The organism is Psychrobacter sp. DM8 (genome assembly GCF_051307025.1).
GTDB lineage: Bacteria > Pseudomonadota > Gammaproteobacteria > Pseudomonadales > Moraxellaceae > Psychrobacter.
This window is the reverse complement of the sequence record NZ_CP195538.1, coordinates 1,989,958-2,003,708: the sequence shown is the minus strand read 5'-3', so window position 1 is coordinate 2,003,708 and position 13,751 is coordinate 1,989,958. Positions and strand designations below refer to the sequence as shown.

12 protein-coding genes are annotated in these 13,751 nt (G+C 44.5%); 8 read left to right on the top strand and 4 right to left on the bottom strand.

Going from position 1 to position 13,751, the window contains the following annotated elements; all coding sequences use genetic code 11:
* Positions 1-420: 420 nt before the first annotated feature.
* On the top strand, positions 421-810 hold the full coding sequence (locus ACR64J_RS08460; RefSeq protein WP_435949265.1) for an SCP2 sterol-binding domain-containing protein: 390 nt from the start codon (positions 421-423) through the stop codon (positions 808-810).
* A gap of 117 nt (positions 811-927) precedes the next feature.
* Here the strand turns inward: ACR64J_RS08460 and ACR64J_RS08455 are convergent, their stop codons facing one another.
* Positions 928-1,872 carry a hypothetical protein gene (locus ACR64J_RS08455; RefSeq protein ID WP_317198546.1) on the bottom strand — a complete coding sequence of 315 codons (945 nt, stop codon included), beginning with the start codon at positions 1,870-1,872 and terminating at the stop codon, positions 928-930.
* 465 nt (positions 1,873-2,337) lie between these two features.
* On the opposite strand from ACR64J_RS08455, the gene ACR64J_RS08450 reads away from it, so the two are divergent.
* The 3 genes from ACR64J_RS08450 (at position 2,338) to ACR64J_RS08440 (ending at position 4,716) form a co-directional block, all read left to right on the top strand.
* A complete protein-coding gene (locus ACR64J_RS08450) occupies positions 2,338-3,573 on the top strand; it encodes a lipoprotein-releasing ABC transporter permease subunit (protein WP_435949264.1) in 1,236 nt (411 codons plus the stop codon).
* An 81-nt stretch (positions 3,574-3,654) separates the two neighbouring features.
* Positions 3,655-4,335, top strand: a complete 681-nt coding sequence (lolD, locus tag ACR64J_RS08445; protein ID WP_435949263.1) for a lipoprotein-releasing ABC transporter ATP-binding protein LolD — start codon at positions 3,655-3,657, stop codon at positions 4,333-4,335.
* Positions 4,336-4,407: 72 nt separating this feature from the next.
* Positions 4,408-4,716, top strand: a complete 309-nt coding sequence (locus ACR64J_RS08440; protein ID WP_435949262.1) for a hypothetical protein — start codon at positions 4,408-4,410, stop codon at positions 4,714-4,716.
* A 58-nt stretch (positions 4,717-4,774) separates the two neighbouring features.
* Here ACR64J_RS08440 and ACR64J_RS08435 read toward each other — a convergent pair whose 3' ends face one another.
* Positions 4,775-5,353, bottom strand: a complete 579-nt coding sequence (locus ACR64J_RS08435) for a DUF2062 domain-containing protein (RefSeq protein ID WP_317198542.1) — start codon at positions 5,351-5,353, stop codon at positions 4,775-4,777.
* A 216-nt stretch (positions 5,354-5,569) separates the two neighbouring features.
* Here ACR64J_RS08435 and ACR64J_RS08430 point away from each other — a divergent pair, with 216 nt between their 5' ends.
* From ACR64J_RS08430 to ACR64J_RS08415, 4 genes are all read left to right on the top strand, one after another.
* Complete coding sequence (locus tag ACR64J_RS08430; RefSeq protein WP_435949261.1) at positions 5,570-8,338, top strand: ComEC/Rec2 family competence protein; 2,769 nt, start codon at positions 5,570-5,572, stop codon at positions 8,336-8,338.
* 122 nt (positions 8,339-8,460) lie between these two features.
* Entirely contained in the window at positions 8,461-9,507 is a 1,047-nt protein-coding gene (sppA, locus tag ACR64J_RS08425; RefSeq protein ID WP_435949260.1) for a signal peptide peptidase SppA, read from the top strand.
* A gap of 110 nt (positions 9,508-9,617) precedes the next feature.
* Positions 9,618-10,505, top strand: coding sequence for an alpha/beta fold hydrolase (locus tag ACR64J_RS08420; protein WP_435949259.1), 888 nt, complete (start codon positions 9,618-9,620; stop codon positions 10,503-10,505).
* A 10-nt stretch (positions 10,506-10,515) separates the two neighbouring features.
* On the top strand, positions 10,516-11,289 hold the full coding sequence (locus tag ACR64J_RS08415; RefSeq protein ID WP_435949258.1) for a CPBP family intramembrane glutamic endopeptidase: 774 nt from the start codon (positions 10,516-10,518) through the stop codon (positions 11,287-11,289).
* Here ACR64J_RS08415 and dusA read toward each other — a convergent pair.
* Both dusA and ACR64J_RS08405 read right to left on the bottom strand, forming a co-directional pair.
* Positions 11,286-12,257: a tRNA dihydrouridine(20/20a) synthase DusA gene (gene dusA, locus ACR64J_RS08410; RefSeq protein WP_435949257.1), complete on the bottom strand. Its 972-nt coding sequence runs from the start codon at positions 12,255-12,257 to the stop codon at positions 11,286-11,288. The two genes, ACR64J_RS08415 and dusA, sit on opposite strands and share 4 nt — an antisense overlap.
* Positions 12,258-12,318: 61 nt before the next feature.
* The gene (locus ACR64J_RS08405) at positions 12,319-13,647 is read right to left on the bottom strand and encodes an MFS transporter (RefSeq protein ID WP_435949256.1); all 1,329 of its coding nucleotides are present in this window, start codon (positions 13,645-13,647) and stop codon (positions 12,319-12,321) included.
* Positions 13,648-13,751 lie beyond the last annotated feature (104 nt).

Below are 13,751 nucleotides of genomic sequence, written 5' to 3'. Positions count from 1 at the left end.
CCGACTCTGTTTAAGGGTATTGTAACGCAATATTAAGTAAATATCATCAGAACTGTGACCCAAAATACAAACTCTTTGGTAAATTATTTTGCAGACAACTTATTATTAAAAGAACGCTTATGCCCTTGAATTATGATTTGGCTACTAATTACCGAACAGCGATTACCGTGACTTTTTGTTACTATTTTATGATAAGTGCCAAGTTGGGGTTTTACTTATCGCAGCTTAGCCGACTATAATGAAATGGAAAACGGTCTAAGACCAAAATAGGATGCTTAGAGTCACGTGACTTTAACAAGTCAGAGGCGTTTAGCGAATAGCGCTTATATTTTAAGCGAGTCACTCCTAAGTATCATCCCCTTTTAACAATTTTGAATGCCTACATGGTTAAACAATGAGGCATTTATTAAGGATAATAATATGGCAGTTTTTTTGACGGACGCATGGTTTGATGAAGTTGAGCAATTAGGTCAGGACGCAGGCGAGCTTAATTTGCCGCCAGCACTCGCTAACATGGTCATTAATCTAAAAGTCTCTGACGGTGATGAGGTTATCGAAGCTAACTTTGCCGATGGATTATTACATCGTGGTCTTAATGATGAGGCGACCACTACTTTACTGCTTGATCGCGAGACCTTGCAATCTATTATCACAGGGTTTGATATGAACCAGATCATGGGCGCCTTTATGAGTGGCAAAATTCGCGTTGAAGGCGATATGTCGCAGCTTATGGCTGTTCAGACTGCTCGTCCAAGCGCTGAGCAAAAAGAGCTGTTCAAAAAAGTAAAAGCTATGACCACTATGGCATAAGAGCAATGGCTTAAAAGTAAGTTCACTATAGAAGTATGATAATTAAGCTTCCAATTAAAAAGAGCCTCTAATGTTTAGAGGCTCTTTTTTAGTGCTAGTGGGTAGTAAAAATTTTAGTTACTGATTCTCTTTGTAGATTGCTGCTTGCAGCCAGATATTTGCTTGTATGTAATCATTGACTTCAATAGCATTGTTCTGTTCTGTGTTTACAGCGCCAATACGCACGACGAATGGATCAGCGTCTTGCTCGCGCAAGATGACCACATCAAACAAAATAATGGACTGACCATTAAAATGAGTCTCTTGCTTACCCAGTACTTGTCCTTGACACCATGCCTCATCTTCTTGACCTAGAGTATCACCAAACAAGTATGCACACATATGACCTAAATTGATCTCAATAGGCGCCATCTGCTCTTTGGTTTCAGGCTCCCACTCTTTGATCTGCTCTTGAACGTCCTTTGGTACTTGACCGTCATTGGCGGCGACAATGTCATTAAAAGCGCGGTGATAGCGAATAGCATCGACATCTTCAACCAAAATAGTCTCACTTTGCTCGCTTGGACTGATCTCATGTGCCCACGCGCTAAAATTGACGAAGTAAAGCTCGTCCTGCTTATAAAGCTGATGGTTGGCGGTATAGAGCTGATCAAAAGCATAAATAATACTGCCATCAACAGTGCGCAGCCTTAGCACTGCATCTTGAGTATTTTCGTTAACGATAATACGCTCGATTCGGCATTTGAGACCGTAAGGACCGTCCACGCAAGGGTAGGCGTTAATAAAGCACTCAGGCTTGCCATCACGCATGGCGAGTACTTGATTAATATGGCAGGGCTGGTTTTCTGAGAGCAATAAGCATTTGTCCTCAGCACTAGCATTGCCATTGAGACCCTTTGGCATAGTCGCTTTTTCGATCATGAGTTGGAGCCACTCAGGCACATCACGGCTCAAATCGTCCGTTAATATGCGCCAATGGTCACCATGACCGGCAGTTTGCTCATCGCTCAAAGTTACTTTTGTGGGGGTTTGTACATTCTTATATTGATAGTTAATAGTCATGAGAGTACTCAAAATGTAGTCAGTCGCAGGATCTGATTATAAAAGCTTGCTTACATAGAGATAAATAAGTGACCGATAACGGTTAACAATACCTAGCCATAATAGGCGCACGCTTTTTCAGTCCTGTTAATGGGTGAATTCGTCCTTAGCATACAATGCTTCTTAACATACAATATATAGGTATGAAAATAACCAATAGCAAGCCCTTCATAAAAAATAATGATATCGCCTTTATTTTTGCCAAAAAAAATACGCGCAGTTTATATGAATCACTGGCACATAGGATCTAATTTGTGTCAAACTAGCCATTTTTTGGCGACCAGCACCAACGGTATGTCTAAAACCCTATCTGTTAGTAGGGCTTACTTTTTGGTGGCAGTTTTGATAACGCTTGGATTGTCAGACAGCCTTTGAGCTATTTTAAAATGCAAGCCATCTACTATAGATAAGATAAAGAGTTTAACTATGTTTCGTCCTTTAGCGTTATTTATTGGCTTGCGGTATACCCGAGCAGAGCGCAGTAATCGATTTATCTCCTTTATATCCTTGATATCTATGGTCGGTCTGACTTTGGGTGTGGCAGTACTTATTACAGTGCTCTCTGTGATGAACGGCTTTGATCGTGAGCTTAAAACGCGAATACTAGGTATGGTGCCGCAAGCTACTGTTATCTCGTCAGAGGTGATTGGCAACTGGGAACAATTAGCAGATCAAATTGAAGAAGATCCTGAGGTTACCGCTGTCGCGCCTTTTATTCAGCTTCAAGGCATGTTGACCTCAAACGGTCAAGTGGCTGGCATCATGGTGACGGGCGTCGAGCCTGATTACGAAAAGAACGTCTCTATTATCAACGATAATATGGTTGAAGGCGACATTGACACCCTAAAAAATGGTGATTTTAGTATCGTTTTGGGTGAGGAGATGGTGCAATCATTAGGCCTGCGCTTAGGCGACAAAGTGACGCTGGTATTGCCAGAAGCCTCACCTTCTGCAGCAGGCGTGATACCACGCTTTAAGCGCTTTACCTTAACGGGTATCTTTAGCATTAGCCCAGAGGTCGACAGCTTGATGGCGTTTATTCCAATGGGTGATGCAGGCAAGTTGCTGCGTTTGCCAGAGGGCGCTCAGGGTATTCGTATGAAGCTTGACGATCTATTTAATGCACCACTTGCTGCGCAAAATGCCGCAGATATCGCACCTAATCAGCTCTATCCTAATGACTGGACGCAGACGCATGGCAATCTATTTGGTGCCATCCAAATGGAGAAAGCCATGGTTGGCCTGCTGCTTTTCTTAATCATCTTAGTTGCCGCCTTTAATATCGTCTCAAGTCTTGTGATGCTCGTCACTGACAAAAAAGCTGATATCGCCATCCTCAAAACCTTTGGTGCTTCTCCGCGCCTGATAACGCAGGTCTTTATGGTGCAAGGAGTCGTCATAGGAGTGATTGGTACCGTAGCAGGAACGGTTCTTGGAGTCTTATTTGCGCTCACAGTGAGTGATATTCTAGGCTTTATTAATCAAAGCTTTGGCCTTAATCTATTTGACGCCTATTTTATTAATTACTTGCCCTCGCAGCTGCGTTTGACTGATGTGGTGCTTATCACTGGCGTATCATTTGTCCTAAGCTTTTTGGCAACGATATATCCTGCGCGCCGTGCCGCTAGAATCCAGCCCGCTCAAACGCTGCGCTATGAGTAATAGCTGACGTTTGAGTAACGCACGAATTTGATACTATCTATCAATTTATTACCTGACAAAAATGATTATAAAGGAAGCGCTATGTCTGCCATTTTAGAGGCGACCAACATTAGCAAGATATATGACGAAGGGGCCGTACGTACTCAGGTGTTGACGGGTCTGGATCTAACCGTCAATGCAGGCGAGCGTATTGCTATCGTTGGTACCAGTGGTTCAGGTAAGAGTACGTTGCTGCATTTATTAGGTGGGCTTGATACGCCAACCAGCGGTGAGGTCTGGTTACATGGTAAGTGTCTTAATCAGATGAATGAGACTGAGCGCGGCGCAATGCGTAACCAGCATCTGGGATTTATTTATCAGTTCCATCACTTGCTTGCAGAGTTTACGGCGGTCGAAAATGTAGCTATGCCGCTACTGATGCGTCCAAAGGTCTCAACCACTGATGCTCGCGCGCAGGCGATTGAGATATTAAATAATGTCGGATTGGATCACCGCCTCAACCACAGACCAGGGGAGCTATCAGGCGGCGAGCGTCAACGCGTTGCTATTGCCCGCGCTTTGGTGACGAAACCCTCACTCATACTCGCTGATGAGCCGACAGGTAATCTAGATTATGACAATGCGCAAAGTGTCTTTGGGATGCTCTCAGAGCTACAAAGCACTATGCAAACGGCGCTACTTATGGTTACTCATGATCGCAATCTTGCGGCGCTCGCTGATCGCCAGCTATTGCTGCGTAATGGGCATTGGGAGACGTATTAGTTTATTTTGTCCAACAGGATTTGACCAAGTAAACGAGTGTGATTTGACTTTGATGGTTAAGGAGTAACAACGATGTTTAAGTACGATGATCCGATTGCCGCTTTTGGGAGCGCAGAGGAAGGCAATGACCCGATAAGACCTTATCTAGATCCTACCCTATACGACACAGTGGATAGAGACAATCAGATAAAGATGCTCAAGGCGGTGTTCGACGCCATTACTTTGGGCGGCGTAGATTACGACTTGAGTGCGCAAACCAGCGCAGAGGGTAGAATGCGTTATACGCTCACTAAAAATAGTGAAGTTGTGATAGTCCTATTTATGGAAAGTAACTTTTCAGATCTTGTTATTGAAGCGATTAACGCCACGCAAAAAAGTTAAGAATAATTCATTTAAACCCTAACCTTTAAAGAGTGTTAGTTACTATTAACGCTTTTTTTTAACGCTTTCTTTTTTTCTTTTTCGCTCGAAGTCGTTGACGATTTTGCCAACTACTAACCGTCTTATAGCGCCAAATTGCTTTGAAGGCTAGTCCGCAAATAATACTGCTGATAATAGCCAATATGGTAAGACCTAAGCAAAACGCCGGCAAAGAGACAAATCCCTTGTAAGTCACAAAGGGATTTGCACCATCTGATAATACCCATAAACTAAAATCTGCAATCATTCTGCCAATCAGCCGAAGACTGATCATTGGCACGTCCATAATTTTGGCACCAATATAGTAGCCTGCGTAAAATATAGGTAGGGTAGTGAGCGGGTTAGTAATCCATGTCAGACCAAGCGCCATAGGGACGTTGGCTCGAAATATCAGCGCGCCTATCAAGGCTAGCAGCATCTGACCGGGTAGCGGAAAAAAAGCGCTTAGCACACCGATATATACCGCTTTATTTAAACTATGACGATTGAAATGCCACAAGCGTGCATCTGCCAAATGCGGCGCAAATAGCTTCATTGTGCGACTTTCTAAAATCTTTTCTGGTGTCGGTAGCAGATTTTTGAGACGTTTTTGAGACACAGGCTTGCCTTGAATGATTATTTAAAGCCCGCTCAACGTCTAACGAGAGGCTGGTAGGTCGTGATTGTAAACGTGAGAAGATGCCAATAACCTTAACACGATAACGAGTATAGGGTAATATAAAAAAAATTGCTAATATGCGGCTAATAAGTTACTAGTGTTCAGAGCATGTCATCCGACTAATAATAGATGAGCATCACTAAGCAAGGAGTATCAGTGTATTGGTTGATAGGAAGTCTGATTATTAGTGTTATGCTCGGGGTTTTATCCGTTGCAAACCCTCTTATCTTTTCTGCCACTTCGCTATTCATACCTGATACTTATGCGTCAGTACTTATCTATGTTCTGAGCGGTATTTCTCTTATTCTGATCATCTTGAGCACGCGTCAAAGGGCACTCACGGATAAAGGCTCAGCCTCTTCTAAACCTATTTATCATCTACTGTACTATACGTTTACTACGGCGCTCATTCTACTGCTGGTAGTGGGTAGCGCGCTACAGGTTGTTAGTCACTATCAGCAAGCAGAAACTACAAAAATCACTGATTCTATGCGGGTGTCAGCGCTGGTCACCATCGAAGGCGTCAGTGACAGTGTGTACGATACACAAGCGAGCAGTGGTTATCGGCAAGTCGCTACTATCAGCCATCATGCGCCGCAAGTCACTCAGATGACGGCAGCTGAGCTCAACGCAGATTTAGTAGATATACATAATACCGATGACTCAGTATATAAAGTATTGCTAAGTGCTTATCCCAAATCCTCAAACGAGTCTCTTAACCGACTAAATGACTTGCGTCCAGGCGATCAGTTGTTTATGAGCTTGACCCTAGCGCCGCTTGCCACATCAGAGCAGGCAATGAACAATCCTTCGGGTTTTGACAGTTATCGCTGGCTGCGCGCGCGTCATATCGACGGGGTAGCCACTATCAATCAAGTCGGCATGCCGATTGCTAATATTACAGAGCCCTCAGCACTTAATATTGAGCCATCAGCGCTTAACATTGAGCCATCAGCGCTTACGACCCAACAATCACCCTCTTATCTTACCGTTTTTCGTACCCGTATTGATCAAGTGCGTTGGCAATTACGCCAGCATTTTTATCACAACTGGGGCACGCAAACCGAAGCTGAGCAACAAGCAAAAGCCGTCACACTCAGTTTGCTGACGGGCGATCGTAGTCTAATCAATCGTAGCACCAAAGACTTGTATCAGTTAGCAGGCATCTCGCATTTGCTCGCCATCTCAGGCACGCATGTATTGTTTTTAGCCATTGTTATGGCAGGGCTTGCGACCTTTGTATTTGATCGCAGATTACCTGTGCTTTATCGCTATGTGCCGCGCTGGCAGGTGCGCTGGCAGGTAATGATCGTGGCTGCCTTTATTTATGCGCTATTTACAGGTTTTGATGTGCCTGCAGCGCGTACTGCTTGGACGCTGCTGGCTATAGGGGTGGTGCGTTTAACCCTGCTACCGCTAAGTACTGTGCGCGTGCTACTTGGCTTAGCCATTGTTATGGCATGGGTCGATCCCTTTGTGTTGTGGCAAGCGGGTTACTGGCTGTCCTTTATCGCTGTGGCTTTGCTACTAAAGTATGAAAGCGCTTATGGATTGCAAAACAAGACAGTGTCTCGCTCTTTGCAAACTAATTCGCCTCAAGCCTTAAAAGGTAAAAAAACAGCGCAATGGCTATCCGCCTTTAAGCGCTTATTTAAGCTGCAATGCTGGTTGTTTGTCGCTTTGCTGCCAGTGACGCTATTACTCTTTGGTAAGGCTTCGTTATGGGGCTTGGTTATTAACCTGTTCGCTATTGGACTCTTTGGCTGGGTGATTGTACCGCTCAACCTACTAGCAGGGCTGTGTTATCTGGTTGCGCCTGTCATAGCAGATATGATTTGGGCGCTTGTGAGTACCCTAGTAGCAAGTCTGCACACATCAATATTGTGGCTGACGTCGTTGCCTACACTCTTTGATGCATGGGTTTATACCCCTGTAAATGCAGCGATATTGCTCATGGCTTTTTTGGTGCTATTGCCTTGGCTATTGCCACGCGGACTCATTAGCCGAGTGCTGGCGGTACCACCCTTGACGCTGTTAGTAATGAGTGTCTATGCCAATCAGCAAACCTTAGTGCAGCTGCCAACTTTGTATATATTGCCAACAGGGGACAGGTACTTAAGCGCCGCTGTACTACGATACCCAGCTACTGATCAAAGTGTTAGCAGTTGGCTATTTTTAGCTGATCACATGTCTCAGACTCGCACTAGAGCCAATACGCTGAGCGCGCAGCAGCTCTCAAAAAGCTTGGAGCAGCAGCTAGGGACGCTCTCTGTCAAGCGCTTGGATGGTATCGTTGTACAAACCGCATTAAGCGCTTCAAACAATCAGAAAAGCAGCACTCAAACTACCAATATAGAATCTACTGACATTCTACTTAAAACCGTCTTTGAACTCGTGCAGCGTATACCCGTCAGTCAATACTGGCAGGCAGGTCGTCATGATCTTTGGCAAGATAAACAACGAGCTTACCAATTCAAAAGTGGTACTGATAAATCAATAACCGCGCAGCGCTGTCATGCGGGCAAGACTTGGCAGATGGCAGATAGTGAGCTTGCGATTACGGCGCTGACAGGGTGGAGCGAGATTGATGATGCTAGTGTATGGGACTGCGCCATAGCGCTCGATAGTGGTATGCCTATTCAAGTAGTAAAGTACAATCCAACTGATCCGCTACAATCGCCTTTGTTATCTGACAATAAGCATTCGCGTATCGTACTAGACGCCGCCACTCACAACCGAGTCTGGCAGATGTGGTCGCTATTATGTGACATCAAACCCTTTACCGCTGACCAAGAGGTAACTTGGCTTAGCCATAGTCGCTCACAGGTAACTGGCGAGGTATTAGCTCAGCACCGGGTAGCACAAACACATACTTATAATGGGATCCTCTTGCCAGCTGCGCTTGCGCTTGATGATGATCCTTAAACATTGGGTAAAACGCGAGGTTTTATAGTTTCTAATAGCCAAGCTATTGAAGCCGGAGTAGAATGCCACCATACTTATAGCTTAGTTTATCGATTTAGCATGTTATCAACCTAGGAAGCTCTATGCCCAACTGGCCACCAGACCCTAATAAACGTCCTGAAAACTCGGCAAACCAGATGCAGCCCGCGCCGCAGCCGAATGGACAAGAATGGCGTCTCATTGAAAAAACTTTACTAGCCAGTGTACAAGAACAACGTCGTGCACGGCGCTGGAGTATCTTTTTTAAGCTCCTCACCTTTGGCTATATTTTATTTGTATTATTAGCATTTAGTCGTAGTTGTAGCAGTGACAAGCCTGCAGGTATTGATGGTTTTGATACCAGTCAGCCGCACCTAGCAGTGGTGGAGTTACAAGGGGTCATTAGTAATGCTGATGTGGCTAATGCTTATGATGTCAATGATGCTCTAACGCGCGCTTTTGAGAATCCTAACTCTAAGGCAGTTGCTCTTGATATCAACTCGCCGGGTGGCTCTCCTGTGCAGTCTGATGAGATTTGGCAGACGATGGTCGATCTGCGTGCTGAGTATCCAGACAAAAAGCTCTACGCAGTTATTGGTGATATAGGGGCCTCTGGCGCGTATTATATTGCCTCAGCGGCGGATGAGATTTATGTCAACCCCTCAAGTTTGGTCGGCTCCATTGGTGTGATTATGCCAAGCTATAATATCGAGGGCTTGATGGACAAGGTTGGCGTAGAGGATCGTACGATTACCGCAGGTGAGTACAAAGATATTTTAAGCTTGTCTCGTCCCTTAACTGAGTTTGAAGAGCAACACGTCGAAGGCGTGCTGGCCAATACGCACAAGCACTTTATCAATGCGGTCAAAGAAGGTCGCGGTGATCGACTCAAAAACCCTGAAGAGAATAATCTATTTTCGGGACTGTTTTGGACCGGTGAGCAATCTATAGATTTGGGACTGGCGGATCAAACGGGTAGTATCTCAAGCCTTGAGAAGCAGCTTGAGCTGGACAATATCGTTAATTATACGCCAATAGACCCCTTCCAATTGTTTATGGATCGATTTGCAGTCAAGCTTGGTGCAGGTGTCGGCTCTAGTATCTCTCTTGATTTATTATCAAAAGAAGAGAGCGCAGGCCAGATGCGCTAAGTGTTCTATACCTATTTCGTGTATGATGATAAAGGCTGAGTATAGTGATATGCTCAGCCTTTATTTATGTCAAGATTCACAGTCTATGTACAATTTAATGAGAGCCTGATATGAGCGTCATCACCGCGCAAACCTTTGCATCCCTACCAGTATCAACCAAAACACAAAAACCTGTCTTGCATTTTGCGCATGCGAATGGAATGCCAAGCGCAGTGTACGCGCCTTTTTTTGCAGGCTTAAGTGAATTTTTTACGATTGAGTATATACCGCTGTTAGGGACAGATCCCGATTATCCTGTTGATAATCATTGGCGGCGTCTTACCCAGCAAGTGATAGATAGCGTCGAGCGTACCTGCGAGGAGCACGGTACCGCGCAGCTCGTCGCTGTCGGTCACTCGCTCGGTGCTATGTGTACGTTGCAAGCGTTATACAAAGCGCCCAAACGTTTTAATCAGGCAGTGCTTATGGATCCGCCATTGATATATGGACGTAGCAGTTTTTTGATGCACCTAGCCAAAACGGTAGATAAATTGCCCATGATGAATAACCAATCGATGGATAAGTTGTCGCCATCAGGAATATCCAAACATCGCCGTGATGTTTGGGATAGCCGAGACGATGCTTATGAGCAAATGCGTAATAAGCGTTTTTTTAAGGATTTTGATGAGCGCAGTTTTAAAGGTTATATCGAGCATGGGTTACATACTCGCGCTGATGGTAAGGTCACTTTGGCTATTCCCAAAAAAAGCGAAGTTGCTGTCTTTAGAACCAACCCCTCATTGTATTGGCTAACCCCAAATCATGCTCCAAAGCCACCAGTTGAGCTAATCATTGGACAGGAGAGTGTTTTTTTAAAACGTAAATTTCCACAAAAAATAAAAGCGCGCTTGGGCATAGATTTTCAAACTCACCCAGGCGGTCATATGTTTCCGCTTGAGTACCCAGATAGCGTGGCCGCGCAAGTGCTAACGCTCATTAAAAAACAGCTAAAAACCTAAATAAAATATTATGCCGATTGTATCAAGTGCTACTGATAACGAGATGACAAACCACAAATCCACACCGCTATTTTCAACCTTTAGTGTGATTGCGCTGATGGTCTTTATGGTGATGGGATTTTTTATCAGTCAACTCATAGGCGTGTATATTGCAGTCAAGCTGTTTTTACCCGATGCAGACACGTTATCAATGGGTACGCTATTTTATATCGGCAGTAACGATGGCACTGTCGTTAGTGTCTCAATTATCATCACCAGCTTGCTTATCACCGCTATTACTCTAGGTATTATTCGTATAAAAGGCGGTAGTATAAGTCAGTACTTAGCGTTTAGACCTTTTTCAGTCGGTATCGGTATAGGAATGTTTGCGCTGCTACTGCTGTTTGCAATTGCTAGCCAGGCAGTGACCTATTGGGTAGAGGCGACGCCGCTGATCTTCGTTGACCCTCTGTATCAGTCGGTAAGCTCAGTGTGGCTGCTTATCTTTGCGATGGTGATAGCAGCGCCTGTCTACGAAGAGTTGGTGTTTCGTGGTATTTTGTGGTCAGCGATTAGTGAGCAGTTTGCAGGCTCGCGCGGCACTATTGTTGCCAGCGTAATTACTAGTTTGATATTTGCGCTTATTCATATCCAATACGGCTGGTATGAGATCAGCACCATTGTCTTATTAGCACTGCTGTTTTGTTATGCGCGTATCAAATCAGGCTCTTTGTGGTTGCCTATTTTGCTACACATTATCAATAACGGCATCGCTATGTGGCTGTATATCTCGCAGGTGGGCTAAACATCAGGATTAAGCTGCAAAATCTCATCCGCTGCCCGTTGTATGTCTTTGATCGTCAAGTCAGGCTTACCACTTAAGGCTTGACGCCATCTGCGCGCGCCTGCTAATCCTTGAAACAGACCTAAGTAGTGCCGCGCCATCGTCGGTAAGCGCTCGCCTTTATTCACTTGCTGCTCTAGGTACGGATAAAGCTTGGCTAGAATATCTGAGCGTCTAGGAATAGGAGCATCCCATAAGCCATTAGCTTCTGCTAATAGGTAGGGGTTGTGATAAAACGCGCGACCGATCATTACGCCATCGATATGCTCTAAGTGCGCTTTTATATCTGCCACAGTTTCTATACCGCCATTGATCTCTATCATTAGATCTGAAAAGTCTTGCTTGAGGCGGTAAACATCATCATAGCGTAGTGGCGGGATTTCGCGGTTTTGTTTGGGACTAAGGCCTTGCAGCCAAGCAGTACGCGCATGCACAATAAAGCGCTGACAGCCAGCGTCAGCAACCGTTTGGACAAAGTCGCTCATAAACTCATAACTGTCAAAATCATCGATACCGATGCGGTGCTTAACGGTCACAGGAATATCAACTGCCGCTTGCATATGCTTAACTAAGCCTGCAACAGTTTTGGGCTCTGCCATCAGACACGCGCCAATCTTGTTATGCTGCACGCGATCAGAGGGGCAACCGACATTGATGTTGACCTCATCATAGCCATACTGCTGGGCAAATACAGCGCACTGGGTCATCTCGTCAATATCAGCGCCGCCAAGCTGTAACACTAAAGGATGCTCGCTCACATCAAAGCGCAAATGCCTATCTCTATGACCGTAAATTAGCGCGCCTGTACTTATCATCTCGGTATACAAATACACCTGCGGGTTAAACAGACGCGCAAAAAAACGATAGTCCGTCGTCGTCCAATCGATCATGGGTGCAACAGATAGGCGTTTTTGTGTCATATCCAGCATATTGATCGCCTTAATACCTCATAACTGCTCAAAAAACCTTTCCTTAGAGTCCAATAGCCTATCACTCTGTACGATAAACCAAATCGTCAATTTTTTTCATGTCAGGTAAATTATAAAAATACAGTCCCATCATAATACCGACAAAGCCGATGAATGCTATGTACAAAGCAGGCGCAAAACTAATATACATAGTCGCGTAGGCCAGACCGAATGGGATAAGACCACCAACGATACCATAAGTAATATTGTAAGAAAAAGACATACCCGTCAGGCGTACATTGGTTGGAAACAGTTGTATCAAAATAGCAGGCATCATCCCGACAATACCTGCACAAAAGCCTAAGATCGCAAACATGATTAGGATATAATCACCGCCTGCCTCCAGATGGTAATAAAAAGCGAATATCTGAGCGATGAGCAAAATAGAACCAACTGCTAAAACCTTACCAAAGTTTTGGTAGTCTGAGATGATGCCATAAAAAATACAGCCCAAAATCATAAATACTACGCCAAGACTATGAGCAAATCCAAACAAATCACTATCGGGGGCAAAACGCAGCTCAATTAAATCAGGCAATATCAATACGATGACTAAAGTGATGCTAGATATAATCAAGGTCAACATCATATTGATAAATATCGAGTGCTTGCAGTGTTTAAATAATAACGTGAAAGGTTTATTGGTATAACTGATAGTCTTATCAATATCGTGTCTTGTGCTTTTTAGATCAACAAAAAAAGGCGTCTCATTAATAGTGCGCCAAAACAATAGCGGTAAAAAGCTTAAAGTGGCAGCGACAAAGAAGGGAATGCGCCAGCCATAGTCTACCATCTGCTCAAATGTCAGCGTGTTATTAAGCCATATAAAAAAACCATTAGAGAATAGCACTCCTACAAAAAAACTAGCCGTCACATAAGCGCAGCCAACCGAGAGGTATTGACGCGGGACATGCTCTGCGACAAATACCCAGGATAAAGGTACAAAAACGCCAAACGCCATGCCCTGTACCAAACGCAGTAAAATAAATAGCGCAGGGGCGAATATGCCCCACTGCGCGTAGGTCGGCAGGCACGCCATCGCAAGTAAGCTTATTGCGGTAACGAGCATACTCATAAGCAGGACGGGTTTGCGCCCCTTTATATCGCCATAGCGCCCAAAGAGTATACCGCCTAGAGGACGCGCCAGGTAGCCAACAGCAAATAGACCTAGCCCTTGTAGTTTTGCGGTGTTTACATCGATGGTACCAGGGAAGATAGCAGTCGCAACTGTATCGGCAATATAGAGGTAAATCAAAAAGTCGAAAAAAGTAATCGCAGTGCTCAGACAGATAAACAACACCGTATTTCTATCTTTAGATGACATCAACTCATAGTGAGCAAGAGGGGACATAAGCGTTCAATCCACAAGTAAAAGTAGCGATCAAAATCTCTACTCGTATATCTAAACTAAAATAGATCAGTCATTTTAAAGACTAATCATCAAAAAAGCATATA

Excerpts from the sequence above, each read along its gene's own strand:
- ACR64J_RS08420 (WP_435949259.1), top strand. The coding sequence starts at position 9,618 with ATGAGCGTCATCACCGCGCAAACCTTTGCATCCCTACCAGTATCAACC.
- ACR64J_RS08460 (WP_435949265.1), top strand. The coding sequence starts at position 421 with ATGGCAGTTTTTTTGACGGACGCATGGTTTGATGAAGTTGAGCAATTA.
- ACR64J_RS08415 (WP_435949258.1), top strand. The coding sequence starts at position 10,516 with ATGCCGATTGTATCAAGTGCTACTGATAACGAGATGACAAACCACAAA.
- lolD (WP_435949263.1), top strand. The coding sequence starts at position 3,655 with ATGTCTGCCATTTTAGAGGCGACCAACATTAGCAAGATATATGACGAA.
- dusA (WP_435949257.1), bottom strand. The coding sequence starts at position 12,257 with ATGCTGGATATGACACAAAAACGCCTATCTGTTGCACCCATGATCGAT.
- ACR64J_RS08440 (WP_435949262.1), top strand. The coding sequence starts at position 4,408 with ATGTTTAAGTACGATGATCCGATTGCCGCTTTTGGGAGCGCAGAGGAA.
- ACR64J_RS08450 (WP_435949264.1), top strand. The coding sequence starts at position 2,338 with ATGTTTCGTCCTTTAGCGTTATTTATTGGCTTGCGGTATACCCGAGCA.
- ACR64J_RS08405 (WP_435949256.1), bottom strand. The coding sequence starts at position 13,647 with ATGTCCCCTCTTGCTCACTATGAGTTGATGTCATCTAAAGATAGAAAT.
- ACR64J_RS08455 (WP_317198546.1), bottom strand. The coding sequence starts at position 1,872 with ATGACTATTAACTATCAATATAAGAATGTACAAACCCCCACAAAAGTA.
- sppA (WP_435949260.1), top strand. The coding sequence starts at position 8,461 with ATGCCCAACTGGCCACCAGACCCTAATAAACGTCCTGAAAACTCGGCA.